The organism is Yunchengibacter salinarum (assembly GCF_037658235.1).
GTDB lineage: Bacteria > Pseudomonadota > Alphaproteobacteria > Sphingomonadales > Kordiimonadaceae > Yunchengibacter > Yunchengibacter salinarum.
Genome location: NZ_JBBJLN010000002.1, coordinates 241,400 through 266,604, shown reverse-complemented (window position 1 = coordinate 266,604; position 25,205 = coordinate 241,400). Strand labels below are relative to the sequence as shown.

Genomic DNA, 25,205 nt, shown 5'->3' with positions numbered 1-25,205 from the left:
CACAATAGGGCGAACGGGGGCATTCGGCCAGTCTCCCCGGCCGGGTCGCCTCAAAAAAGGCGCACCAGTCGGCCAAGGGGCGGGGATCGCCGACCGGCGGTCAGGGCCAGGAACAGTTCCGCCGCGCCCAGCGCATCGGCCAATGCTTCATGCGCCTGAAGCCGGGGCAGGTGGAAGCGGGCGCGCAGACTGCCCAGTTTCAGATCCCCCGGCCCCAGTGTTTCCGGGTCGATGCGGGGATGGCGGCGCGCCAGCGTCAGCGTATCCAGTGCTGCCATCGGGGGAGTCAGGCCCCACAAATGCTGTGCCATACACTGTAGAAAGCGCACCTCCAGGTCCGCATGATGGGCCAGCAGAATCCGCCCGCTGAGCGCGGTGAACAGACGGGTCAGCGCGAGCGTCGGCTCGATGCCCTCGGCGACCACGCTGTCGGTCAGGCCGTGGATCGCCACATTCACCCCGTCCAGCGCCCTGTGCGGGCGCACATAGAAGCGCGCCGCCCCGCCAAGGGTGATCATCCGCCCGTCCAGCGGCACATGACCCACGCTGAGCAGGCTGTCACGCTTCGGGTCCAATCCGGTGGTTTCCATGTCCAGCGCCAGCGCGGCAAGCCTGTTCGCCGGGCACGCCAGATCGGGCGGGCCGGCATCGGCATAGGCGGCCACGGCGCCGCCCAGCGGGGCCGCTTCCGCCTTGAAACGGGACCAGCGGGCATGGAACACCCGGCGCCGGATCAGCCCCGCCACCGCCTAGACCATCCCGCCCGCATAAGCGCGGTTCAGGCCGTCCTGATGGCCGCGCACGATGCGAAAGGCATCGCGCAGATGCTCCCGTTCCAGCGTGGACAGGCGATCCGGCGCGATCAGATTGCCGGGGGCGCGATGCGCCGCCACCTGCGCCGCCTGATGGGCCATGCGCACGTCGGCCATGAAGGTCCAGGCATCGATCAGTTCCCGCCCGTCCGAGGGGGTCAGGGCCCCGGCGGCCATGGCCGCTTCCAGCCGCGCCACCACCCCCACCTCGGCCAGGCCATGCGCCAGCGCGTGCAGGCGGGCGATATCCTGAACAGGCGCCATGCCCTGCTTCTTGATATCCAGAACATCGCCTTCCTCGCTGTCGCTGATCAGGACGAAACGCCGGAAAAAGCCGATCGGGGGCCGGGACGCCATGGCATTTTCCACCATATGCGCCAGAAAGATTCCATTGCCCCGCGCCATGGCCAGCACATCCCGCTGCAACCGGGCCGCCATGTGCTCCGCGCCCGCCACCGGGGCCATGTCGAAAAAGATCGTGGCGTGCATCAGGGCCTTTGGTTCCGGCGTGTCGATCCAGCGGGCGAAGATTTCCCGCCAGCCGGAAAGCGTCTGGCGCCAGGCCGGATTGCTGGCCATGATGCCACCGCCGCAATGGGCGAAGCCCGCCGCGTTCAACCCGTCGCAGAGGCGCTCTGCCAACGCCGCGAAATAGGCGCCGTGGGCGTCGGCGTCATAGCTGTCGTCCAGGATCAGGCCATTGTCCTGATCGCTCACCGTGGTCTGATCCCGCCGCGCGAGGGAACCGAACACCATCAGGCACCACGGGATCGGCGCGGGGCCCAGTTCGGCTTCGGCAAGCGCGGCCATGCGCTGATGCGCGGCACGGGAAACGGCGCTGATCAGCGCCATGATGCGCGGCCCCTGCAATCCGGCGCGGGACAGGCTGTGCGCCATGGCCGGAATATGGGCGGTGACGGCGGCCACCGCCGCCACATTGTCGGCGCGCTCCAGCGCCTTGATCAGATGCACGGCGCTGGTGCTCAGCACATTGAGAATATCACTGGCACTGACCAGCCCCTTCAGCACCCCGCCTGCCCGGCCCCCGCGACCCTGTTCCACCACCGGCAGGTGCTGGAAGCCGCGCTCCACCATCAGGGTGATGGCTTCCAGAACCCCCGCATCGGGCGGGCGGTGCACCGGGTCCGGGGTCATGACCGCCGCAAGCGGCACGTCGCCGCCGAGCCCTTCGGCCAGCACACGGTTGCGCAGATCGCCGTCGCTGACGATTCCGGCAAGCGTGTCGTCATCCCCGGCGTCCACCACCATCAGGGTCGAGACACCCGCCGCCCGCATTTGCCGTGCCGCCGCCCGCACCGTCATATTGGCAGGGGCGGTCACGGGCGGGCGCCGGATCAGGTCTTTCAGCACAAGGGCGGCCAGCGCGCCGTCTCCGGCAAAGGTGCCCTCCCCGGTCTGGCGGTCCAGCGCGGCGCGCAGGCGGTCGGCCTCCGCCAAAGTGAAAAAACGCGCCACCGGGGGGTGCCGGTCCAGCAAAGCCAGAAAGGCATCCGCCGGAATACGATACAGCAGGCAGTCTTCCAGCGCGCGGGCGCCGTGGCGCGTGGTGCCGCCGCGCAGAACGCTGGGATAGGCGAAAAAGCCGCCCTCCCCCAGCTTGGCGGCAAGCACCCGATCCCCCAGCAACAGCGATATGGCGCCGCTGCGCACCAGATAGACATGATGGTTTTCTGCCCCGGCGGGAAAGATATTCTCCCCCCGTGGGTGGTAGATGATCTCCATGGCCGTGGCGAGGCGGGACAGCGCCTCTTCGGGCACGCTGTCCAGCGGCGGCGTGGCCGCCAGGAAAGCCGTGATATCCGCGATTTCCGCCACGCGCAAACCCCCTTGCATCCCCGTCGCGCTCCGGCGACGAGGGTACAAGGGGCTGTGCCGTTTTCACAAGAAAAAGCATGGGCGGGCGCCCCGGTTCCGACATATGTGGCCCGCACATAGGTCAGGGCGTCAGGGGCCGGGTATCGGGGCGTTATCCCGCCAGCACCGCCTTGAAGCTCGCCACGATATGATCGATATTGCCGCGGTTGACGCCGGTGACATTGATGCGGCTGGTATCGGTCATGTAAATGCTGCCCTCGGCGCGAATGGCGCGCACCTGATCCTTTGTCAGCCCAAGGAAGGAAAACATGCCCTTGTGGGACTTCACAAAGCTGAAGTCCTGCGGCACGCCCGCCGCCTTCATGCTGTCCGCGAACATGTCCCGAAGCCCCTGAATCCGCTCCCGCATGGTGTTCAGCTCGTCCAGCCAGTCGGCCCGGAGCGCCTCGTCGTTCAAAATGGTGCTGGCGATGGTGGCGCCGTGGGCGGGCGGCATGGAATAGATGCCCCGCGCGATGGACAGCGCATGGCTGACCGCGATGTCCGTGCGGGCCTTGGTCTCCCCGATCACGATCAGGCTGCCCACCCGTTCCCGGTACAGGCCGAAATTCTTGGAACCGGATACCGTCACCAGCAGTTCCGGCACGCTTTCCGCCATCAGGCGCACGCCGAATGCGTCCGCATCCACGCCGCGGCCAAAGCCCTGATAGGCCAGGTCGATAAAGGGCACCAGGCCCTTTTCGTTCATCAGATCGGCCAGTTGGCGCCATTGATCGTCCGTCAGGTCGGCGCCGGTGGGGTTGTGACAGCAGCCATGCAACAGCACCAGATCACCCGTGCGGGTTTCCGACTTCAGGGTCTCCATCATGGCATCAAAGCGCACGGTGCAACTGTCATAATCGAAATAGGGATAATCCCGGATCGGCACGCCCGCATTCTTCAGCAAAGGCCGATGATTGGCCCAGGTGGGATCGGACACCCACACGGTGGCGTCCTTGTGCGCCGCCATGATCAGGCGCGCCGCCACATGCAGCGCGCCGCAGCCGCCGGGGTTCTGGATCGCGGTGGCCCTGCCATCCTCGATCGCGCTGTGGCCGTTACCCAGCACCAGCGACAGGATGCCCGCCCCGAAGCCGTCCACGCCGATGGGCGGGGCATACGCCTTGGTGGTCTGGGTTTCCACGATGGTGCGCTCCGCCGCCTTGACGGCGCGCATGATCGGGGTCTCATTATCGTCATTCTTGAAGACGCCCACACCCAGATCCACCTTTTTCGGGCTGTCATCCGCCTTGAAAGCGGTGGTCAGGCCAAGGATGGGATCGGGCGGCAATGCGTTCAGCGTCTCGAACATGAGGTCTCTCCACGGATGGATTTTAGGCGGCCACGGAAACGGGCCGCACGGAAAAATACAGGCGGATTATCAGGGCCGGTCCCCGGAATGTCCACCGCCCGGCGGGAAAAGTTTCAGGCATCCCCAGCGGGCGCCGCCGGGGTCATCAATCCGCATCCGTATCCGCGATCCGGTCGCGCAGGGCTTGCACCTGCCGCCAGGCGTGGTCGGTGCCCTTGGACGTGTCGCGCCGGGGATAGGCTTTCAGCGCCTTTTTCCACTTTTTTGCGAATTTGGGGCCGTTGACGGTCTGGAACCGTTTGAAGCGGCTTTCCTCCGCCACGTCCCGGCCATTGGAAATGCCCTCATGGTGGACGATCACCGCATCCGGCGCATAAACCACCCGATATCCCGCCGCGCGAATCCTGAAGGACAGGTCCGTATCCTCGAAATAGGCGGGGGCGAAATCGTCACTCAGCCCGCCCACCTCGGCCCAGACAGCCTTCGGCACCAGGGTTGCCGCGCCGCAGGCATAGTCCACATCCCGCGCGCGATCGAACAAGGGGTCGAAGGCGTCCTCGAACCGCCCGGCATTCTGCGGGCTGCCGTCCTTCCAGACAATGCCGCCCGCATCCTGAAGGATGCCGTGGGGATAGATCAGCCGGGCCGCCACCTGCCCGATGGCATCCGGGTCCGCCAATACCGGTGCCAGAAGATGATCCAGCCAATAGGGGCCGGGCTCCGTGTCATTGTTCAACAGCACGATATGCGCGCCCCGCGCCCGCGCCGCCCCGGCATTGCAGGCGCCCACGAAACCCTGCGCCGTATCATGCCGCACAAGGGTGATGCCGCTGACCCAATCAGCCAGGGTCTGCACCGCGTCGGTGGAACCGTCATCCACCACGATCACTTCGAACGATGTGTGCGTGGGCGCCAACAGAAGCGCGGCAAGGCAGCTATATGTAAGGTTGAAGCCATTGTGCACCGGCACCACCACGCTGACCTCCGGCGCCGCCCGGTGCGGAAAGGCAAGGGCACGATCCGGCGCGATATAGGGATAGCCCCGCACCAGCGCCCGGTGTCCCGCCACCAGATCACCCAGATCGCCCGGTGCCAGCTCCCCGCCGGCCACCCGGCGCAACTGGCCGAGCAGCGCTTCATGCCGCAGCCGGGCCGTGGGCGCCAGGCCCGCATCGTGCGGCGGCGTGGTATGCTTGAGCACATCAAACCAGCCTGTATCCACCCCCGTCACCAGCCGCGTGCCACCGCACAGCGTGCGCCCGGCCCGATCCGACAGGACCAGATGGTGGGGCGCGCCGTCCCGCCAGTGGGGCGGCAGGGGCAATCGCGCCTCGGTCGGGCGGGTCGCCCCGGCGCAGTCCAGATGGCAGACGCCGGTGTAATGGCCGTCCACCCAGCCGGTGAGCGTGTGGAACCGCCCGTCCCGTTTTTCCTGAAGGTCCAGATGGGCCTGAATCAGCGCATCGTCGAACTGGCGGAACACCAAGGGGCGGTAGGGTGCGGGCCGCCAGTCCTGCGGGCTGTCCATGATGGCGGCGCCCTGCGCGTCCGTGACACGGAGCGCCTTCGGCTTTTTCGCCGCCTTGCCCGGCAGCGCGATCACGCCGATATGGCCACCGGCGGCGCGTACCCGCGCGGCCACGTCCGCCGCGCGGTCAAAAGGGGCCCAGCCGGACAGCGACCAGTGCGGCAAATCCAGCGCAAGAAACGGACGGGCCACCAGCAGAACCGATGCATCCGTCACGCCGCCCGGTACCGGCGCGCCATCCTCAAGCGCGAACCAGACCTGGGCGAAAGCGGCCCCGTCCGGCGCGGTGGCGGTCATCCATTCCGCCTGATAATCGCCCATTCCGGCCCCGCCAAGGGCGCGGTGGGGCACATCCAGCACCTGTTCCGCCACCGGCTTTCCCGCTTCATCCAGAAAGATGACGCCCATCACCGCCGCGCGGCCATGCAGCCCCAGCAAAGCGGACAGCCGGTAACGATCCCCCGGCACCACGGGGGGCAGGCCCTGGCTGGTTGTGGGCACGCTCATCAGCCGGGCACCGGATGCGCCCGGCTTCTGGCGGATATAGGCCGTATGGGCCCCGGCGAGGGACCAGCCTTTGGCATCCAGCCCGGCGCTGTCACCGTCGCCGCCCCGCAGGGTCCAGTTGGTCAACCCGTCCCCGAAATCGGCATTGGGCAGCAGATTGCGGCCATGCACCAAGGGGGCAAGATCCGTCACCGGCGACAATTCCAGCGCGGCGGCGGCGAAATGAACCGACAGGCCGTCCAGCCCGCCTTGCGGCGCGGCGACAAAGGCATGACGATCCGAAACAATATACAAGCGGGCCATGGGGTATCCCTGATCGGTGCGGGCAGGATGAACAGGGTGAAGCATAGACGCCCGACACGCCCCGGCACAATGGCAGACCATCATGGGGCGCAACAGCGGCGCAACCGGAATGCGCGATTTGTGATTCTGCGCGTCTTTGTCATTTTACGATTCAGGGAAACCGCAAAGTGCATTAGCCTGCCAGGCCGTTATATGGCTTTCATGTTCTGGAGGGAGGGGCGCCATGGCCGAAAATGAGACGGACACACCGCCGGACGCGGGCGGACGCGCGGGATACTGGAAAGCGAACCTGAAACTGCTGGCCACGCTGCTGGCAATCTGGTTCACCGTATCCTTCGGCTTCGGCATTCTGCTGCACGAACCGCTCAACGCCATTGAGGTTTTCGGCTTCAAGCTGGGCTTCTGGTTCGCCCAGCAGGGGTCCATCTATACATTCGTGGTGCTGATCTTCGTCTATGCTCGGATGATGCGCAAAATCGATGCCCGCTTCGGGCTTGGCGACTGAGGGGGCGGACATGGACGCGCAGACACTCACCTATATTTTCGTCGGCATTTCCTTTTCCATCTATATCGGCATCGCCATCTGGTCGCGGGTGGGCTCCACCCGTGAATTCTATGTGGCGGGCGGCGGCGTGCATCCGGTGGTCAATGGCATGGCCACGGCGGCGGACTGGATGTCGGCGGCTTCCTTCATATCCATGGCCGGGCTGATCGCCTTTCTGGGCTATGACGGGTCCGTCTATCTGATGGGCTGGACCGGCGGCTATGTGCTGCTGGCCCTGCTGCTGGCCCCCTATTTGCGCAAGTTCGGCAAGTTCACCGTGCCGGATTTCATCGGCGATCGCTATTACAGCAATGCCGCCCGGCTGGTGGCCGTGGTGTGCCTGATCTTCATTTCCTTCACCTATGTGGCGGGACAGATGCGCGGCACCGGCATCGTGTTTTCCCGCTTTCTGGAAGTGGACATCAACACCGGTGTGATCATCGGCATGGCGATCGTGTTCCTGTATGCGGTTCTGGGCGGCATGAAGGGCATCACCTATACCCAGGTGGCGCAATATTGCGTGCTGATCTTCGCCTTCACCGTGCCCGCCATTTTCATGTCGCTGATCATCACCGGCAATCCGGTGCCGCAGTTCGGCCTGGGCGCCACCGTGATCGACGGATCAGGGCTGAGCGTGCTGGAAAAGCTGGACCGAACCCTGATCGACCTGGGCTTCAATGCCTATACGGACGGCTCCAAATCGCTCATCGACATTTTCGCCATCACCGCCGCGCTTATGCTGGGCACGGCGGGCCTGCCCCATGTGATCGTGCGCTTCTTCACCGTGCCCAAGGCGTCGGACGCGCGGCGCTCGGCGGGCTGGGCGCTGGTGTTCATCGCCATTCTCTATTCCACCGCCCCCGCCGTGGGGGCCTTTGCCCGGATCAATTTCATCAATGAAGTGAACGAGACCGACTATGCCGCCACCCCCGACTGGTTCAAAAACTGGGAGGAGCTGGGCCTGATCGGCTGGCGGGACAAAAACGGCGACGGCGCCATCCAGTACCGCGCGGGCGCCCCGTTCGAGGGCAAGCCCGACTATCGGGGCGCCACCGGCCAGCACGGTCAGCGCCTGCTGGAAAACCCGCCCACCGACACCCCGAACGAGGTCTATGTGGACCGGGACATCATGGTGCTGGCCAACCCGGAAATCGCCCGGCTTCCAGACTGGGTATTCGCCCTGGTGGCGGCGGGCAGTCTGGCGGCGGCGCTGTCCACGGCGGCGGGGCTTCTGCTCGTGATTTCATCAAGCGTCAGCCACGATCTGCTGAAAAAGACCCTGATGCCGCACATCACGGATCGGCAGGAGTTGCTGTTCGCCCGGCTGGCGGCGGCCACGGCCATCGTAGTGGCGGGCTATCTGGGCATCAACCCGCCGGGCTTCGTGGCGCAGGTGGTGGCCTTCGCCTTCGGGCTGGCGGCGGCCAGCCTGTTCCCCGCCATCGTCATGGGCATCTTCTTCAAGCGCATGAACAAGGCGGGCGCCATAGCGGGAATGCTGACCGGCCTGCTGTTCACCTTCGGCTATATCGTGTTCTTCAAGTTCATGATGCCGGGCCTGAACACGGCGGAACACTGGCTGTTCGGCGTCTCGCCAGAGGGCATCGGCTTTGTGGGCAGCCTGCTGAACGTCGCGGTGGCCGTGACCGTAGCACTGCGCACCAGCGCGCCGCCGCAATCGGTTCAGGACATGGTGGAAGACATCCGCGTGCCATCCGGCACCGGGTCGGCCCACGCGCACTGACACCGCCGAGCATCGATCCGGTATGGGGCGGGCCTGCGGGGCCGCCCTTTTCCATATGAGAGCCCCCGCGAGGGAGGCCGTGCCGGTCAGGCGTGCGCCCGGCGCTGCCGGTGGGTGGCCACCTTGGTGCGGTTGCCGCACAGCCGCATACTGCACCACTGCCGCCCGCGACCACGCCCCGGATTCAGGAAAAGCCAGCTACAGCGCCCGCACTGGCGCACTTTGTCCAGCGGGCCGGTGGTGAGAAACCGGTGCAGGTCGATAAGGATGGCATCATGCAGCATGGCAGGCCCCGGCACCGCCTGCCACTGAACCCCCTGCGGCCCGGAAACCATGCGGGCGCGGGCCAGCACCTGCTGGAAAGCCCGTGTCAGGTCTTGCGGCAGCGGCGCGGGGGGTGCGCCGTCCCGCCGTGCCAGCAACAGATGATACACCGCTTCCCGCACCTGATGGAGCGCCGTCAGTTGCTGCCCGGCATCATCGGGCACCTCGGCGGCGGGGGGCGCGGGCAGGTCCAGATCGGCCATGCGGGTCCAGCCCACCAGCCGTTCCCAGTCGGTCAGGCGCGTGCGCACACGGGTTTTCAGATCATCACTGACGGTATTGATGAAATCCAGCGCCGGATCACCGCCCAGAAAGGCCGTTTCCGTCCATTTTCCATCCACGAGATCAGTCACGATCCCTCCTTGCCAATTCGGGCATTCTGATGTAACCGTAAAAAACGTTAAAAAGGGTTAGTGTTGTGGACAAGAGTAACGCCATGCTCAGGCTGGACCAACGATTCATTTTCAACAGTCATCATATAGCCTGGGGAATGATGGGCGACGGGCCGCCGCTGGTCCTGATTCACGGCACCCCTTTTTCCGCCCAGGTGTGGCGCCGGATCGCCCCGCACCTGGCCGCGCACCGGCGGGTCTATTTCTATGACCTGCTGGGCTATGGCCAGTCCTACAAGGCGCCGCCCCACAAGACGCAGGATGTCTCCCTTGGCATTCAGAACCGCATTCTTATGGAACTGATCGACCATTGGGGCCTGGATGCGCCGGACGTGATCGCCCATGATTTTGGCGGCACCACCGCCCTGCGCGCCCACCTTCTGGACAAGGCGGACTTCAACCGGATGATTCTGATGGATGCCGTGGTGTTTGCCCCGTGGGGCACGCCGTTCGTCCAGCATGTCAGAAAGCACCACGGCGCCTTTGCCGACATGCCGTCGGCGCTTCATGAAGGACTGCTGAACACCTATATCGACAGCGCCAGCCATCGCGGACTGTCCCGCGAAGCGCTGGAGGTGTACACCGCGCCCTGGCGTGGGGATGTGGGACAGGCCGCCTTTTACCGCCAGATCGCCCAGATGGACGACGCCTATACCGAAGAGATCGTGCCCGCGCTGGATACGGTTCGCTGCCCCGTCTCGGTGCTGTGGGGGCGACAGGATGGCTGGCTGCCGCCGGAACAGGCATGTCGTCTTGCCGAAACAACAGCCGACGGCACGCCTGAGTGGATCGAAAGCGGCGGCCATCTGGTGCAGGACGACGCACCGGAAGCGGTACTGGCCCATGTATTGCCGCTGCTGAACCGGTCCTCTCGCGCCGCCTGACCGCTTTCCATCACGGCGTCAACGGGGATGCCCGGCCCGGTGCACCAGCCCCGCGCATTACCAGGCGCTTGGCTCCCCGGTGTTGCCGCCTGGTGGCAGGCTGAAGGCGGTGCCATAGGTATCATTGTAAAACTGCACCAGCGCCGCGCGATCCACATGGCGCCACCAGCGCAGATGAATGGCCAGAAAGATGTGCTCCCGCGACAGGGTGCGAATGGCCCGATCAAAAGCCGCGACCAGCCGACGCCCCGTGTCCGTCCTGGAACACAGGATATAGCCGGGGATGAAAGCCGGGCTTTCTTCCAGCTTGAGCGGCAGAATACGGGCGAGTTCGGCGGGGCTGCTATAGAAGCGGAACTGGTTTTCATATTCCAGCAGGCCATCAAAGCGGCCCTTGTGCAGCAGGCTGACCACGCTGTCATTGATATCCGGCGTGCGCACCCGCCAGACCTGCCCCGGATGCGGCGGGTCCGCCAGCAGGCGATCCAGTGGCCGACCGTAAAAGCGCCCTTCCGGCACGCCCAGCGTCAGGCCCGGATGGGCGCGCAACAGGGCGTCAAGGCGCACGGTTTCGGTGGCCTCGGGCCGTGATGCGTCCATGGCCGATACAGCATCCCGGCGCAGAAACAGCCTGAGACCCGGCGCCACCAGTTGCGGCAGGGTGGTGCCCACCGTATAGCGCGCCCGCACCGCATTTTTCAGCCGGTTTCCCACGCACACATTCGGGCGTTGTTCAAGCATGGCGCGCGTGCGGGCCGGTGTGGCGCCGGAAACCCGAAAGGTCACGTCATCCATTTCACCGGCCAGCAGGCGGAAAAGCTCCAGCGACAACCGCATGTGCCGGGGCGCGTTTTCCGCATCCTCGGCAAGGTCGTGCGGTTCCAGCCATATGGCCTTGCCGGGCGCCTGATCTCCTTCCGGTCCTACAGGATCAGCGGCCACCGCGCCCGACGCGATCAATGCCGCCATGCCCGCCAACAAGGATGCCAGCAGAATACCAAAAGACCCGCTTTTCAGTGACAAAAGAGTGCTCCTGACATATCCCACCTGAAGGGATTGTGTCAGGAAATCATCATTCTGACAATATGATCAGAAAAGCCGCAGGTCTTCAGCCCGCCAGCCGTGCCAGCCGATACGGCGACACCCGATCAGCCGGATCGGGAGACCGTGCGCCGCCCACGAAACAGCTTTTCCACCGCCACATAGAACATGGGCACGAAAAAGATCGCCAGGAAGGTGGCCGCCAGCATACCGCCCATCACGGCGATGCCGATGGCGTTCTGGCTGGCCGCGCCGGCACTGTCCGCAAGAGCGAGCGGCGTAACCCCCAGCACAAAGGCCAGAGAGGTCATCAGAATGGGGCGGAAACGCTGCCGGGCCGCGATGGCCGTGGCCTTGAGGAGCGGCGTGCCGTCGTCCACCATTTCCTTGGCGAATTCCACGATCAGAATGGCGTTCTTGGACGCCAGCCCCACCGTGGTCAGCAAGGCCACCTGGAAATAGACATCATTGGACAGGCCGAACAGATAGGCCGCCACCACCGCGCCCAGCACACCGATCGGCGCCACCAGCAGCACGGCCAGCGGCACCGCCCAGCTTTCATAAAGCGCGGCCAGGAACAGGAAAACCACCAGCACGGACAGCGCATAGAGCAGCGGTGCCTGCGCCCCGCTCGCCCGTTCTTCATAGGATATGCCGGACCAGGCCACATCCAGCCCGTCGGGCAGATGCTCCCGCACGATATCGGCCATTTCATCCATCGCCACCCCGGAACTGACCCCCGGCGCAGGGCCACCCTGAATGTTCAGCGAACTGACACCGTTGAAGCGTTCCAGCTTGGGCGACCCAAAGCCCCACTGACCGGTGGCGAAGCTGTCGAAAGAGACCATCTCGCCCGCCTCGTTGCGCACATGCCAGACGCTCAGATCGTCCGGCATCATGCGGAAAGGCGCGTCCGCCTGCACATAGACCCGCTTGATTCGCCCGTCATCCAGGAAATCGTTCACATAGGAAGACCCCCAGGCAATCTGGAGCGTACGGTTGATCGCTTGCAGGGAAACGCCGTGCGCCGCCGCCTTGGTGGAATCGATATGGATGTCATAACGGGGCACATCATCCAGCCCGTTCGGGCGCACACCGGACAGCAGGGGGTTCTGCCGGGCCCGCCGCAAAAGATCATCCCGCGCCGCCATCAGCGCCTCGTGCCCCAGCCCGGCGCGGTCCACCAACTGCATGTCGAAGCCCGTGGCATTGCCCAGCGCCCGGATCGGCGGCGGCACAAAGGCGAACACGTCCGCATCCTGAATGCCCGACAGGCTGCGGAAGGCATCCTGTTGCAGCGCGAATATGCTCTGCCCTTCGCCCTGACGCTCGGACCAGTCCTTCAGGCTGGTAAAACCGATCGCCGCATTCTGCGCGGAGCCCGCAAAGGAAAAGCCCACCACGGTGAACAGATGCTGCACCACGTCCGCGCGCTCATCCAGCAGGAAATCCTCCACCTTCTTGACCGATTCGAGCGTACGCTGCGCGGTCGCGCCCGGCGGGGTCTTGATGGTCAGGAACATGCTGCCCTGATCCTCGTCCGGCAGAAAGGCGGTGGGCAGGCGCAGAAAGATCACCGCCATGCCCGCCACCAGCAGCAGATAGATGCCGAAATAGCGGCCAAAACGCCCGGCAATGTGCCCGGCGCTTTTCTGATAGCCGTCCCGCGCGCGATTGAAATGCCGGTTGAACCAGCCGAAAAAGCCGGTCTCCTTTCGGCGGCCACCGTCTTTGGCCTCCTTGAGCAGGGTGGCGCAGAGTGTGGGCGACAATATGAGCGCCACCAGGACGGACAGCGTCATGGCCGAAACGATGGTGATGGAAAACTGCCGGTAAATGGCCCCGGCGGAACCACTGAAAAACGCCATCGGAATAAAGACGGTGGACAGCACCACGGCGATGCCCACCAGCGCGCCCGTGATCTGCTTCATGGATTTTCGCGTCGCTTCACGCGGGGACAGCCCTTCTTCGGACATGACCCGCTCCACATTCTCCACCACCACGATGGCGTCATCCACCAGCAGGCCGATGGCCAGCACCATGGCGAACATGGTCAGCATGTTGATGGTGAACCCGAAGGCGTAAAGAACCGCAAAGGTGCCCAGCAGAACCACCGGCACGGCAATAGTGGGAATCAGGGTGGCGCGCAGATTCTGCAGGAACAGCAGCATCACCAGAAAGACCAGGCCCACCGCCTCGATCAGGGTCTGCACCACCGCTTCGATGGACAGTTCGATAAAGGGCGTGGTGTCGAAGGGGAAGGTGTATTCCAGCCCGGCGGGCATGAATTCGGCCAGTTCCGCCACGCGGGCCTTCACCTCCTCGGCGGTTTGCAGCGCATTGGCGCCGGTGGACAGGCTCACCGCCATGCCCGCGGCGGGCTGTCGTCGATAGCGCACGATCCGGTTGTAACTTTCCTGCCCCAGCTCCACCCGCGCCACGTCGGACAGGCGCAGGCGCGATCCATCCGGGTTCACCCGAAGCACCAGGTCGCGGAAATCCTGCTCGGTCTGCAACAGCGACCGGGCCGTTACCGTGGCATTGAGCGCCTGCCCTTCCACGGCAGGGCGCGCGCCCAGTTCACCGGCGGTCACATCGGTGTTCTGCGCCTCGATCGCCTCCACCACATCGATGGGGGTGAAGCGATAAGTGTTCATCCGATCCGGGTTCAGCCATATCCGCATGGCGTGCTGGGCGCCGAAAACAGTCACGCTGCCCACGCCATTGATGCGCGACAGCGGCTCCCGGAAGCGGGACACCAGCATGTCGCTGATTTCCCCCTGGGGCACGCTGCTGTCCGGCGAATACACCCCCACCACCAGCAGGAAGGTATCGTTGGACTTGGTGACCGTCACGCCCTGCTGCTGCACCGCCTGCGGCAGTTGCGACAAGGCGCCCTGCACCTTGTTCTGGGTCTGCACCTGGGCGATGTCCGGGTCCGCCTCCGGCTCGAAGGTCAGGGTGATGGTGGCGCTGCCGTCGGAACTGCTGGCGGTGAAATAGCGCAGATAGTCGATGCCGGTCAGCCGCTGTTCGATCACCTGGGTCACGGCGTTTTCCACCGTCTTGGCCGACGCGCCGGGATAGGTGGCATTGACCGCCACGGTGGGCGGCGCCACGGATGGATACTGCTCCACCGGCAGGCCGCGAATGGCCAGCACGCCCGCCAGCATGATGATGATGGCGATGACCCAGGCGAAAACCGGGCGCTCAATGAAAAAGCGTGCCATGGTCTAGCCCTGCTCCCCGCCCGATTTGCCGGGTGCCGCGTCAGTGGCGGATGGGCGCACCTTCATGCCGGGGCGGAGCGCCTGATAGCCTTCCAGCACATAGCGGGTGCCCGCGCTCAGGCCCTCTTCGATGATCCAGTGGCCGTCATGGCTGCCCGAATCCCGAAGCAGCACGGGCGTGGCGGTATTGTCATCCCCCACCACCCAGAGCCGGAGCCGCCCTTCCGGGTCGCGCACCGTGGCGCGCTGCGGGATCAGGAACACGCCGGATCGTTCGCCCAGCGATACCACCCCGCGCAGGAACAGGCCCGGCAGCAGAACACCATCCGGGTTGGCCACGCGACTGCGCAGCACCACGGCGCCGGTGGCGGGCTCCACGCGCACCTCGCCGAACAGCACCTCGCCCTGTTGGTCAAAGGATGTGCCGCTGTCATCGGCAAAACTGTAGCTGACGGATCGACCCGCCGGATCGCCCACCAGCCGCTTGACGCGCAAAGCCTGTGCCGCAGTCTGTTGCAGGTCCACCAGAACGGGATCGGTGCGGGTGATCACGGTCAGCGGCTGTTCCTGCCCGGCGGAGACAAGATTGCCCACCTGTATGCGCGTGCGTCCCACCCTGCCGGATACCGGCGCCTTGACCGTGGCGAATTCCAGGTCCAGCCGGGCCTGGCGGCGGGTCGCCTTGGCGGCGGCCACGTCCGCCTGTGCGCCCGCCAGCGCGGCCACGGCCTCTTCCACCTGGCTGGGGCTGGTATTATCTTGCGCCAAAAGAGCTTTCTGCCGCGCCACGCGGGCCTTCAGCATGGTCACCTGCGCCTCGGCACGGTCCAATTCCGCCCGTGCCTGATCCAGCGCCACTTCAAAGGGCCGGGGGTCGATCTGATACAGGCTGTCGCCCTTTTCCACCCGCGCGCCTTCCGTGAAATGGCGCTTCACGATCAGGCCATTCACCCGCGGGCGCACCACGGATTCCGCCTCGGCCACCACACGACCCGGCAGGCTGACACTGAGCGGCACGGTGGCGGGTTCGGCCACCGCCGTGGTCACGGCGGGGGGCGGGCCATTCTGCGGCGCCTGCGCGCGCACGGGCTCTCGGCCCGCCGCCATCAGCAGCGCCGTCAAAACAACTCCGAAACCGAAACGACCAAGCCCGCCCAACGGCATGGACATGCCTCCCTCGCTGTATCGACCCACGCCAGACCGCGCGGTCAGGTAACGGTCTCTTAACGGACTCTCCGGGGATTGCCTAGGGGGTATGAACCCGAATTCGGAACCGGATCGGACACAATGCCCACGCAAAACCGGCGGCCCGGCGCGGGTGGCGGCGGATCAGCGCCCGTCGCCACGCCTGATCAGAATGGCATCACATTTGTGTTAAACGCCGCGCCGACAGTGCCCGACAGCGCCACAGGCCCACAAGAAAGGGGTGGTAGCGGAGGAGGGACTTGAACCCCCGACACCGGGATTATGATTCCCGTGCTCTAACCAGCTGAGCTACTCCGCCCCGAAAGGCACGGCCCCGCAGCGATGCGGCAAGGCCGGGCGGGGATGCCACCCCGCTTGGACGGCGGCTATATAGGCGAAGCGCCACAAGCCCGTCAAGCAAAAATCGCCGTGTTGGGTGCGCCGTGGGACGCAGGTGATCCCCGCGCCCCTGCCCGCTTTCGGCCAGACCCTTATCAGGCTGCGCGCAGGCGCCTGTCCACGCTCTCGGTGCCGTCGATCCAGCCGCCGCCGAGCACCCGGTCCCCATCATAGAAGACCGCCGCCTGACCGGCGGAGACACCGGCTTCCGGTGTATCCAGAACCACGCGGGCGCGGGCGCCGTCTTCCAGCGTGACACGGGCGGGCACGCCGGGCCGGGTGGATCGGATCTTCACTGATACCGGCAGGCCCCCGTCGGGAATGGGGCCGCCGATCCAGTTCACTTCCTTGATCCGAAGCGCCGCCACATCCAGCGCCGCCTTCGGCCCCACCACCACACGGCGCTTTTCCGGCTGTAGCTGCACCACATAGACGGGCTCAAGGAAACCGCCAATACCGAGCCCCCGGCGCTGCCCGATGGTATAGCCCACAATGCCCTTGTGATGGCCCAGCACATTGCCATCCAGATCGACGATCTCGCCCGGTTCCATGGCGCCGGGGCGCAGGCGTTCGATCACGTCCACATAGCGGCCATTCGGCACGAAGCAGATATCCTGGCTGTCCGGCTTGTCGGCCACGGACAGGCCGAAACGCTCCGCCAGGGCGCGCACTTCCGGCTTTTCCAGATCGCCCAGCGGAAACCGCAGGAAATCAAGCTGTTCCTGCGTTGTGGCGAACAGGAAATAGCTCTGATCCCGGTTATCATCCACGCCGCCCAGAAGATGCGCGGTGCCATCCGCCCCCACCACACGGCGCACATAATGCCCGGTGGCCATGCAGTCGGCGCCCAGATCCCTGGCCGTTTCCAGAAGATCGCGGAACTTGACTGTCTGATTGCAGCGCACGCAGGGGATCGGCGTTTCCCCCTTGATATAGCTGTCGGCGAATTCCTCCATCACGGAATCCCGGAAACGGCTTTCATAATCCAGAACATAATGGGGAATGCCCAGCCCTTCCGCCACGCGGCGGGCGTCGTGAATATCCTGCCCGGCGCAGCAGGCGCCCTTTTTCTGCACCGCCACGCCGTGATCATAAAGCTGAAGCGTGATGCCCACCACGTCATAGCCCTGTTCATGCAGCAGGGCAGCGGTGGCGGAACTGTCCACCCCACCGGACATGGCCACCACCACCCGCGTTTCAGCAGGGGGGCGGGCAAAGCCCAGGGAATTGAGACCGCCTTGCGCGCCACCATCCTGACCGGGGCCGCCATGGGCGGGGTCGGGCGCGTGGGTGGTGATGTGCGTGTCCATATCCGTCATTGCGCTTCTCCGCCCGGTTGGCGGGCCATACGTCTGCCGTGCCCGGCGCGGTGCCGGGGATCAATGCAGACCAAAACTATCAGATTTAGAGGGCTGCATATAGGAAAAGCCGCCCCGATGACAAGAGACAAGATGAACCGGGGCACATCACCCCACCCCGGCAGTGTTTGCCCGGTTCACCCCTTCACCCCCTGATGGCACGGGCATCACCCCCCTGTCCCTTGGCCCGGAATGGCGGCATTGCACAGCCTGGGGCAAACTGGCCCGCGCCTTGCTTCCCCGAAAGCGCCGGAAAAACTCTCCGCGTCCAGGCGTTCAGAATGAAGCCGCAACAAAGACGCTCATGGACGGAAGGGTCAGATGAACAGTTTGGACAATTTCTTTCAGCTACTCGCCAGCGCCCCTGCACAGGGCCTGACCGGCGCCGCCACAAAGGCCGCGGGGCAGGCATCCGCACAGGACAGGGCGCAAGATGCGCCCGGCTTTGGCGCCCTGTTGCACAGCGGCGAAGGCGGTGCGCTGGACGGCCTGAAGCTGGTGTCGCTGGACGGCGTGCCGGACGGCGCCCTTGAGGCCGCCATTGACAGCCTGCCCGAAGACAGCTTCAAGGGAAAATTACAGGAAAACGGCACCCATCTGGCCCTGATGAGCGATGCTGGCGCCGCCGCATTGGTCAATGACGGGCTGGTCAAGGCCGATGCGGTCAGCGAATTCGGCCTGCTGCCGGGCACGATGCCCGAAGGCGCCCCCGCCCTGCCCGGCCTGAAGGCTGGTGGCACCGATATGGCCAGCGAGACTGCCGTGTCCGGCGCCCTGTCGCTGGCTGGCAAAGTCAGCGGCCACCTGCTTGCCGCCCGGCATGGCGGCCAACAGGACGGCGCCGATGCGCCTGCCGCCGGTCAGGACAACGGCGTTCTCACCGCCCGGGTGACGCTGCTCAGGCTCAATGAAACAGATGGCGCTCTCAGCCTGCGGGGCAGCGACCAACCGCTTCCCCAGGGGCTGGCACACAGCGCCAATGCCAGTGCCCATGCCGATGACCCCATGGCGACACTGACCCGCTTCCTGCAAACCGGCACACTTGCGCCCGGTGCTGGCCAGGGCGGCACTGGCGAGCAACCGGCCCGCCACGGCGCCACACAAAGCGCGCCCGAAGGCGGCCCGCAAACGGCCCGAACCGGCGCGGAAGGCACGGCCTCTGGCGACAGCGCACCATCGGGTCAGGGGTCAGCGCGTGACGGCGCGAGCATGGCCGCATCCGGGGCGCACCCCGAAGCGGCGCAAGGCACCCAAACGCAGGCACACACTACACAGACACAGGCCACACAGGCACAGGCCACACAGGCACAGGCCGCGCAAGAACACGCGACGCAGGCGGGGACCACACCGGTACGGACGGCTCAAGGCCAGGCTGGGCAGGATCAGGCAACCCCGGATCAGGCAGCCCTTGATGCGGATATGGACGGCGACCCCGATGCAACGGGCGCCGACGGGAAGGCACTGAACGGGGCCGGATCAAACGAGTCGGGAACCAACGATCCCCTTAATGATCCGCGCGCTCAGGCCATGGCGGAGGCGGACCCCCGCGCCGCCGCGCACCAGTCCGATCAGGCTGCCCCCGGCACGCAAGCCAACCAGGCCGCCGCCATACAAACACCGGGCGGCGCCCAGGACGCGGCCACCACCGCCGCCGCCAGCGGCGCGGCCCCCTTCGGCGCGGGACAAACCGCAGCCGGACAGCCGACCCCTGGGCAATCCGGGGCCACCGCCGCCAGCGGCACCGGCCAATCGGCTGCGCCCGTCACGGGTGGTCTTGACCCGCGCGCCATGACCGCGGGCAATCACGGCACCGGCGACCGGGGCGCGGGCAATCAGGGGTCGGGACAGCAGAACACCCCCCAGGCCGCCCGACTGGCCGCCGGTCAGTCCGGGGCGGAAAGCACCGTGCCGCGCCAGACTGGCGGTGACGGCGGGGCCTTTTCCCGGATGCTGGACAGCGGCTCCTTCTGGCGGCCCAGCAGCGAAGCCGGTGGCCTGTTCGCAAGGCCAAGCGGCATGACCATCACGCCGGAATCCCTGACCGGCATGAATGACCGGGCCGGCATGACCGGTATTGCCGCCGGGCTGGCAAGCCTTTCCGGGCAGCCCAACCCCGCCCGCGCGGCGGGGGGACAGGCGCTCGGCGGCCAGCCACGGGGCCAGACCGCCAAGCAGGCCGCCCACGATCTGGGCCTGAAGGTATCCAGCGCTGCCGACAAGGGGGAAAAACAGTTCACCATGCGCATGGACCCGCCGGAACTGGGCCGGGTGCTGGTGCAGCTTCAATTCACCGATCGCGGCCTGGTGCGCGCCCAGGTGCGCACCGAAAAGCCGGAAACGCTGGACATGCTGCAAAAGGATCGCGGCACGCTGGAACGGGCCATCGAAGCCGGTGGGCACAAGCTGGACCCCAAGGGGCTGGCCTTCACGCTGGACGACCCCACGGGGGAAGAAAGTGCCGGACGGGCCATGGCCGAAGCGGCCCTTGCGGACAAACACCGCGAGGAAGCGGCCCTGGCCGCCGCCCAGCGCGGCGCGGATGAAGGCGCGGACTCTGGCCCGGATATTGCAAATCAATCCACAACCGCCCCCGATGACGGGGAAGACGTGGACCTGGATGCCATACTCGGTCACGTGAACGCGGATACCGGGCTGGACATCAGGATCTAAAGGAAAGGCTGAGGCTATGGAACTCGACGGCATCACAGGCGCAGCGGCAAATGACGGAAGCAAGGCCGCAGGCAGCGCCGCCAGGCTGGCGGACGACTTCGACCAGTTCCTGACCCTGCTGACCACCCAGTTGCAGAATCAGGACCCGCTGGAGCCGATGAAATCCAAGGAATTCACCCAGCAACTGGTGCAGTTCTCCGGCGTGGAGCAACAGATTCAGACCAACCAGAATCTGGAAACCATCGCCAAGTCGCTCAGCAAGAATGACGCCTCGGTCGCCGCCGGTTTCCTGGGCAATACGGCCCGGGTGGAAGCGGACACGGTCGAAAGTGACGGCACCGGCGCCGACTGGATCTACCAGCTTGATGGCCCGGCCCGTGATGTGGAATTGCAGGTCAAGGACGAAAACGGCTTCACCGTCTTCCAGGCCAAGGGCAACACCAGCCAGGGCGAGCATGTTCTGAACTGGGACGGCACCAATCAGGGCGGGTTCCAGACCGGCCCCGGCACCTACACCCTGTCGGTTCGCGCAACGGACGGGCTGGGCGATCCGGTGGACAATTCGGTGTTCGTGGAAGACCGCATCACCGCCGTGGACACATCCAACAGTGGCGAGCCGCTGTTCAGGATTGGCGGCAGCAATGTGAAACAGGACAGCATTCTGCGTCTGATCGCTGAAGGAAGCTGATCGACGCGGCATGAAACCGGGTGGCCGCAGTATGGGGCCACCCTGGTCAAAGGGCAGAATGCCAGAACAGCATGACGACGTGAGCATTCAAGGAGACAAGACATGGCATTCACGGCGCTTTCCACCGGTGTATCCGGGCTTCAGGCCTTCGGCGAAGGCATCGGTGTCATCAGTGACAACATCACCAACGTCAACACGGTGGGCTACAAGGAGACGCGCACCAACTTCTCCACCCTCGTGACCGAAACGGAAGCCCTGCAAAGCTTCTCGCCGGGCGGGGTGCGGGCATCGTCCACCACACTGGTGAGCGGCCAGGGCCTGCTGGAGCCGTCCGCCTCCACCACCGATCTGGCCATTGACGGCGCCGGTTTCTTCGTGGTGCGCAACGCGGTGGACCCGGAAGACAAGACGGGCGAGACCCTGTTCACCCGCGCCGGCTCCTTCACGCAGGACAACAAGGGCTTCCTGGTCAACACCGCCGGGCAGAACCTGCTGGGCTGGCCGCTGGATAACCAGGGCAACATTCTGGATACGCAGGGCAACATCACCAATAACCGCCAGGACCTGCGCAATCTGGAGCCCATCAATATCGACAATCTGAACGGCATTGCCGAGGCCACGGATGAGGTATCCATCCGGGCGAACCTGCAAAGCTCCACCCAGCCGCTGACGACCAATCTCAGCAATGGCGCACCGCTGACGGACCCCAGTAATATCGGCGCCCTTACCGCCAACGGCACGGCCACCGGCGGCCGCACCGTCACCGCCGATTTCGAGACCAATGTGACGGTGTTCGACAGCCTGGGTCAGGCGCACACCGTGGTCAGCGCCTTCAAGAAAACCGCATCCAATGCCTGGACCTTCGAGGTCTATGCGGACAATCCGTCGGAACTGAACGGCGCCCATGGCAGCAACGGCCTGATCGGGCGCGGCACGCTGACCTTCAACCCGGATGGCAGCATCGATCTTGGCAACAGCAATCTGCGCAATGTGGTACACAGCCCGTTGCCCAGCGACCTGAGCGCCGGGGATGTGACCGACCCCAGCACCGATGCCGATGGCGACGGCCTGGCGGACGAAAACGTGCTGAACAACCAGAACAGCGGCCTGATGATCGACTGGAATGACGGCATTTCCAACGCCGCCACCAGCCAGATCGATTACGAAGCCGGTACGGATACGGAAACCAACGGCTTCACCCACTTCGACAGCCAGTCCACGGTGATCTCCACCGCGGTGGACGGTGCCCAGTTCGACAATGTGAACGGCATCCAGATCACCGAGAACGGCGACGTGAACGCGCTGTTCAAGAACGGTCTGGCCAAGACCGTGTTCCGCCTGCCGGTGGCCACCTTCTCCAACCCCGAAGGGTTGAACCGGCGGCAGGGCAACGCCTTTGGCGCGTCCGACAGTTCCGGCAACTTCACCCTGAACAACCCCAATGAAGGGGGCGCGGGCAAGGTTTCGCCCAACTCGCTGGAGCTTTCCACGGTGGATCTGGCCAATGAGTTCGCCGACCTGATCAAGATGCAGCGGGCGTTTTCCGCATCCACGCGGATCATCACCACGTCCGACGAGATTCTGACGGAACTGACCCAGTTGGTCTGATGCCATCAGGGCTCCCGGTTCGGGGCCAGGCGCCCCGCGCCATCGTCATGCTGCCATCGGGTCGCCCCAAAAAGGGGCGGCCCGATGCTTTTTCCGCCCCTTATTCCTGCCTGGTTATCCGCCGATCACAGAAACACACCCCCTGGTAGCAGGATTGTGATCAGAATAGGTCAATTTTTAACTTTCAATTCACACCTTGCCCCCATCATCCTGCGCCATCCTTCGATGCCGGTGGGTTGGCATCGGCCTTGTTCAAAGTGGCAGCGAAACGCCGCATCCGGTTCACGGGTGTCCGGCGGTTCAAGACGAGGCATGGATGCGCCGCCAGTGTATCGGCGTGAGTTGCGTGAGTAGTAAATGGGTGCCACATGGAACAACAGAATGAGGATGGAAACCGGCCCGAATCCGTTATGGGGCCGGACCAGACGGCAATGACCCGCGAGGATCTGCCGGATACCAACACCAAACGATGGGTGATCCGCCGCAAGGCGCAGGTGGTCATGGCCGTGCGTGGCGGCCTGCTGACCCTGGATGAAGCCTGCCGCATGTATGCCCTGTCCATAGAGGAATTCCTCGCCTGGCAGGAAGCCATTGACCGCAACGGTCTGGCGGGGCTTCGGGTCACCCGCGCCCAGCAATACCGCCGCCAGCAGGGCTGACGATCCGCGAACCCCGCTTCAAGGTTGCCGCCCACCCTTCAGGCCGAAATCAGCGCTTGAGGTTAGGCAATATTTGCCTATTTTAACCTCGTCTTTACTCTCCCTGATCCAGTATGCCGGGGAGACGGCCCGAACAAACGGCCCAAAGAACAGCATTGTGTGGGCGACTCCGCCCCTGCTAGAGTGCGGACGAAACGGGCGGACAGGCGGTTGACGGGCCAAATTCCCCAGAAGGGTCAAGGCCCTGCGCCGCCGAAGCCCGCCCGGCGAGAGTGGCCCGGCTTTTGCTGGCCGTAAACAGGCGGGGGCCGGTTTGGAAACAGGTGCCCCGGCCCGGCGACGGAATGAACCAGACCGGCCATGAGCCGGTGGAAGAGCGGGACTGCAATTGGAAGCGCTGCGGCAATTCGTACAGAATCTCGGCACCACGCGCCTGATCATCATTGGCGTCGTGGGGGCCGTCACCATCGGCTTTTTCGGCCTGATCATCGGCCAGTTGCAATCGTCGCCGATGACGGTGCTCTACAGCGATCTGCAACCGGCCGCCGCGTCCGATATAGCCCAGCGTCTGGATGCCCAGAACATCCCCTATGAAACCGATGCGGGCGGCACCATCATCAAGGTGCCCGAAGGGGAAGTGGACCGCCTGCGCCTGTCGCTCGCCGGCGAGGGGCTGGCCGGCAATGTGGTGGGCATGGAACTGTTCGACGAGGACAGTTCCTTTGGCCGCACCAGTTTCGAGCTCAATGTGAATTATGTGCGCGCGGTGGAAGGGGAACTGTCGCGCACCATCAGCTTCATCCAGTCCGTGCAGGAAGCCCGCGTTCATATCGTGATGCCCGAACGGCGCCCGTTCCAGCGGGATGCGGACGAACCTTCCGCCGCCATCGTGATCAAGCCGCGCGGCATGGGCGTTACCGAAGCCCACGCCCAGTCGATTCAGGCCCTGGTGGCCAGCGCCATACCCGGCCTCTCGCCGGGGCGCGTCACCATCACGGACACCAGCGGGCGCTTGTTGTCCAAAGGTAGCGGCGGCGAGGGAATGGGCAGTTTCTCATCGCTGGAAGAAGCCCGCATGGCGATGGAGCAACGCTATCGCAACAAGGTGGAAAGCCTGCTGGCCAGCCGCGTTGGCCGGGGCAATGTGCGCGCTGAAGTATCGGTTGAGATGAACATGAGCCGCACCACCCGCTCCGAAACCCGCTTCGACCCGGCGGGGCAGGTGGTGGCCGCCCAGACCGTGATCGAGGAGCAGAGCTCCGAGCGGGAGGAGAGCGGCTCCGTCACCGTGGGCAACAACCTGCCCGACGCGGACAACAACGCCTCCAGCGGCCCCGGCAGCAGCGAGGAACGGGTGGAGGAACGCACCGATTTCCAGAACAGCCGCACCGAAACCGTGGTGGTCAGCGAACCGGGCACGGTGGATCGGGTGCGCGTGGCGGTGCTGGTGGATGGCATCCGGGAAAAGAACGATCAGGGCGAGACCACCAATTATCAGGACCGCACGGAAGATGAAATCGACGCGCTCAGGGAACTGGTGCTGACAGCCATTCCCTATAATGCGGAACGCGGTGACGCCGTGACGGTGCAGGCCATGCGCTTTGCCGATCCGCCCCCCATGCTGGACCAGCAGACCCAGATCAACATCATGGGCTTCGAAAAGCAGGACATCTTCCAGCTCTTGCAGGTGGGCGGTCTCATACTGGTGGCCACGCTGGTTCTGTTGACCGTGATTCGCCCCCTGGTCTCCCGTATTCTGGAGGCGATCCCCGATGCCCAGATGATGAAGGAAGCCCAGCAACAGGAACAGGCCCGCCTCGCCGCCGAAATGGAACAGGATCGGGAGCAACTGGCCTTGCAGGCCCCTGACGACGGCTCCATCACGCCGGAAATGCTGTCGGCGGCGGCGCGGGGCGATGATCGGGCCAGGGCCCTGATCCGGCAGGCCCAGCAGAAAGGCGAATTCAACCTGGACGACCTGAACACCGAAAGCCGGATCGATGTGGCCCAGGTGGAAGGGCGCATTCAGGAATCCGCCATCAAGAAGGTGGCCGATATCATCCAGGCCAACCCGGATGATTCCGTGGCCATTGTGCGACAGTGGCTGTACGCGGATAGTTGAGGCAAGGCGCACACCGCCCC

Annotated in this window: 17 protein-coding genes and 1 tRNA gene; 8 read left to right on the top strand and 10 right to left on the bottom strand. The window is 65.1% G+C overall.

Translation table 11 applies throughout. The features are described 5' to 3' along the window. Positions 1–50: 50 nt before the first annotated feature. The 4 genes from WGH93_RS03360 to WGH93_RS03345 all read right to left on the bottom strand — a co-directional run bounded on the left by WGH93_RS03360 (position 51) and on the right by WGH93_RS03345 (position 6,337). Positions 51–746 carry a 3'-5' exonuclease gene (locus WGH93_RS03360; RefSeq protein ID WP_374763438.1) on the bottom strand — a complete coding sequence of 232 codons (696 nt, stop codon included), beginning with the start codon at positions 744–746 and terminating at the stop codon, positions 51–53. Between the two features lie 3 nt (positions 747–749). Next, positions 750–2,648 (bottom strand): DUF294 nucleotidyltransferase-like domain-containing protein, encoded by a 1,899-nt coding sequence (locus WGH93_RS03355; RefSeq protein ID WP_374763437.1) that lies wholly within the window; start codon positions 2,646–2,648, stop codon positions 750–752. Positions 2,649–2,799: 151 nt separating this feature from the next. Next, complete coding sequence (locus WGH93_RS03350) at positions 2,800–3,999, bottom strand: amino acid aminotransferase (protein ID WP_374763436.1); 1,200 nt, start codon at positions 3,997–3,999, stop codon at positions 2,800–2,802. Between the two features lie 145 nt (positions 4,000–4,144). Then, the gene (locus WGH93_RS03345; protein WP_374763435.1) at positions 4,145–6,337 is read right to left on the bottom strand and encodes a glycosyltransferase family 2 protein; all 2,193 of its coding nucleotides are present in this window, start codon (positions 6,335–6,337) and stop codon (positions 4,145–4,147) included. 223 nt (positions 6,338–6,560) lie between these two features. On the opposite strand from WGH93_RS03345, the gene WGH93_RS03340 reads away from it, so the two are divergent. Next, complete coding sequence (locus tag WGH93_RS03340; protein WP_374763434.1) at positions 6,561–6,842, top strand: DUF4212 domain-containing protein; 282 nt, start codon at positions 6,561–6,563, stop codon at positions 6,840–6,842. 10 nt (positions 6,843–6,852) lie between these two features. After that, the gene (locus tag WGH93_RS03335; RefSeq protein WP_374763433.1) at positions 6,853–8,625 is read left to right on the top strand and encodes a sodium:solute symporter family protein; all 1,773 of its coding nucleotides are present in this window, start codon (positions 6,853–6,855) and stop codon (positions 8,623–8,625) included. 86 nt (positions 8,626–8,711) lie between these two features. Here WGH93_RS03335 and WGH93_RS03330 read toward each other — a convergent pair whose 3' ends face one another. Further along, positions 8,712–9,302 (bottom strand): CGNR zinc finger domain-containing protein, encoded by a 591-nt coding sequence (locus tag WGH93_RS03330; RefSeq protein ID WP_374763432.1) that lies wholly within the window; start codon positions 9,300–9,302, stop codon positions 8,712–8,714. A gap of 65 nt (positions 9,303–9,367) precedes the next feature. Between WGH93_RS03330 and WGH93_RS03325 the strand changes: the two genes are divergently transcribed. Continuing rightward, on the top strand, positions 9,368–10,225 hold the full coding sequence (locus tag WGH93_RS03325; protein WP_374763431.1) for an alpha/beta fold hydrolase: 858 nt from the start codon (positions 9,368–9,370) through the stop codon (positions 10,223–10,225). A gap of 57 nt (positions 10,226–10,282) precedes the next feature. Here the strand turns inward: WGH93_RS03325 and WGH93_RS03320 are convergent, their stop codons facing one another. The 5 genes from WGH93_RS03320 to mnmA form a co-directional block, all read right to left on the bottom strand. Then, complete coding sequence (locus tag WGH93_RS03320) at positions 10,283–11,248, bottom strand: hypothetical protein (protein WP_374763430.1); 966 nt, start codon at positions 11,246–11,248, stop codon at positions 10,283–10,285. Positions 11,249–11,373: 125 nt separating this feature from the next. Beyond that, positions 11,374–14,496 carry an efflux RND transporter permease subunit gene (locus WGH93_RS03315; RefSeq protein WP_374763429.1) on the bottom strand — a complete coding sequence of 1,041 codons (3,123 nt, stop codon included), beginning with the start codon at positions 14,494–14,496 and terminating at the stop codon, positions 11,374–11,376. 3 nt (positions 14,497–14,499) lie between these two features. After that, positions 14,500–15,666, bottom strand: a complete 1,167-nt coding sequence (locus tag WGH93_RS03310; RefSeq protein WP_374763428.1) for an efflux RND transporter periplasmic adaptor subunit — start codon at positions 15,664–15,666, stop codon at positions 14,500–14,502. A gap of 257 nt (positions 15,667–15,923) precedes the next feature. Beyond that, positions 15,924–16,000 (bottom strand) — tRNA-Met (locus tag WGH93_RS03305). Positions 16,001–16,175: 175 nt separating this feature from the next. Next, positions 16,176–17,390 (bottom strand): tRNA 2-thiouridine(34) synthase MnmA, encoded by a 1,215-nt coding sequence (mnmA, locus tag WGH93_RS03300; protein WP_374763495.1) that lies wholly within the window; start codon positions 17,388–17,390, stop codon positions 16,176–16,178. Positions 17,391–17,759: 369 nt separating this feature from the next. Here mnmA and WGH93_RS03295 point away from each other — a divergent pair, with 369 nt between their 5' ends. The 5 genes from WGH93_RS03295 to fliF all read left to right on the top strand — a co-directional run bounded on the left by WGH93_RS03295 (position 17,760) and on the right by fliF (position 25,185). Next, positions 17,760–20,108: a flagellar hook-length control protein FliK gene (locus WGH93_RS03295; protein WP_374763427.1), complete on the top strand. Its 2,349-nt coding sequence runs from the start codon at positions 17,760–17,762 to the stop codon at positions 20,106–20,108. 16 nt (positions 20,109–20,124) lie between these two features. Continuing rightward, complete coding sequence (locus WGH93_RS03290; protein ID WP_374763426.1) at positions 20,125–20,796, top strand: flagellar hook assembly protein FlgD; 672 nt, start codon at positions 20,125–20,127, stop codon at positions 20,794–20,796. 102 nt (positions 20,797–20,898) lie between these two features. After that, positions 20,899–22,404: a flagellar hook protein FlgE gene (locus tag WGH93_RS03285; RefSeq protein ID WP_374763425.1), complete on the top strand. Its 1,506-nt coding sequence runs from the start codon at positions 20,899–20,901 to the stop codon at positions 22,402–22,404. A gap of 368 nt (positions 22,405–22,772) precedes the next feature. Then, entirely contained in the window at positions 22,773–23,063 is a 291-nt protein-coding gene (sciP, locus tag WGH93_RS03280) for a CtrA inhibitor SciP (protein ID WP_374763424.1), read from the top strand. A 388-nt stretch (positions 23,064–23,451) separates the two neighbouring features. Then, complete coding sequence (gene fliF, locus WGH93_RS03275) at positions 23,452–25,185, top strand: flagellar basal-body MS-ring/collar protein FliF (RefSeq protein ID WP_374763423.1); 1,734 nt, start codon at positions 23,452–23,454, stop codon at positions 25,183–25,185. Positions 25,186–25,205: the final 20 nt, after the last annotated feature.

What these genes read in the sequence shown, in the direction of transcription:
- WGH93_RS03350 (WP_374763436.1), bottom strand. Translation starts at nt 3,999, where the DNA reads ATGTTCGAGACGCTGAACGCATTGCCGCCCGATCCCATCCTTGGCCTG.
- WGH93_RS03345 (WP_374763435.1), bottom strand. Translation starts at nt 6,337, where the DNA reads ATGGCCCGCTTGTATATTGTTTCGGATCGTCATGCCTTTGTCGCCGCG.
- WGH93_RS03340 (WP_374763434.1), top strand. Translation starts at nt 6,561, where the DNA reads ATGGCCGAAAATGAGACGGACACACCGCCGGACGCGGGCGGACGCGCG.
- WGH93_RS03335 (WP_374763433.1), top strand. Translation starts at nt 6,853, where the DNA reads ATGGACGCGCAGACACTCACCTATATTTTCGTCGGCATTTCCTTTTCC.
- WGH93_RS03315 (WP_374763429.1), bottom strand. Translation starts at nt 14,496, where the DNA reads ATGGCACGCTTTTTCATTGAGCGCCCGGTTTTCGCCTGGGTCATCGCC.
- WGH93_RS03310 (WP_374763428.1), bottom strand. Translation starts at nt 15,666, where the DNA reads ATGTCCATGCCGTTGGGCGGGCTTGGTCGTTTCGGTTTCGGAGTTGTT.
- mnmA (WP_374763495.1), bottom strand. Translation starts at nt 17,390, where the DNA reads ATGGACACGCACATCACCACCCACGCGCCCGACCCCGCCCATGGCGGC.
- WGH93_RS03295 (WP_374763427.1), top strand. Translation starts at nt 17,760, where the DNA reads ATGAACAGTTTGGACAATTTCTTTCAGCTACTCGCCAGCGCCCCTGCA.
- WGH93_RS03290 (WP_374763426.1), top strand. Translation starts at nt 20,125, where the DNA reads ATGGAACTCGACGGCATCACAGGCGCAGCGGCAAATGACGGAAGCAAG.
- WGH93_RS03285 (WP_374763425.1), top strand. Translation starts at nt 20,899, where the DNA reads ATGGCATTCACGGCGCTTTCCACCGGTGTATCCGGGCTTCAGGCCTTC.
- sciP (WP_374763424.1), top strand. Translation starts at nt 22,773, where the DNA reads ATGGAACAACAGAATGAGGATGGAAACCGGCCCGAATCCGTTATGGGG.